This is a genomic window from Pseudomonas frederiksbergensis (assembly GCF_003732665.1).
Classification (GTDB): Bacteria; Pseudomonadota; Gammaproteobacteria; order Pseudomonadales; family Pseudomonadaceae; genus Aquipseudomonas; species Aquipseudomonas frederiksbergensis_G.
This window is the reverse complement of sequence record NZ_MOBP01000123.1, coordinates 1-387: the sequence shown is the minus strand read 5'-3', so window position 1 is coordinate 387 and position 387 is coordinate 1. Positions and strand designations below refer to the sequence as shown.

The window sequence follows — 387 nt, the reverse complement described above, 5'->3', positions numbered from 1 at the left end:
GGCTTGGCTTCGATCAGCTTGGAGATCATGCCCTGCTCGATGATCGAGTAGCTGCGCGGGCCCAGGCCGGTACCGAGGAAAATGTCGGTGATGTCGCGGCGACGGCATTTGGTGCCGTTGAGGTAGTGACTGTTCTGGCTGTCGCGGGTGACTTTGCGGCGAATCGAGATTTCCGCGTAGGCCGCGTATTCGCCGACCAGGGTGCCGTCAGAGTTGTCGAACACCAGTTCGATGCTCGCCTGGCTCACCGGTTTACGGCTGGTGGAGCCGTTGAAGATGACGTCGGTCATCGACTCGCCGCGCAGGTTCTTGGCCGAGCTCTCGCCCATCACCCAACGCACGGCGTCGATGATATTCGACTTGCCGCAACCATTGGGCCCGACCACC

1 protein-coding gene is annotated in these 387 nt (G+C 61.5%); it reads right to left on the bottom strand.

Features of this window, described 5'->3' with window-relative positions:
* Window positions 1-387, bottom strand: a 387-nt coding sequence (locus BK665_RS33440; protein WP_148053288.1) for an AAA family ATPase, incomplete at both ends; no start/stop codon positions are given.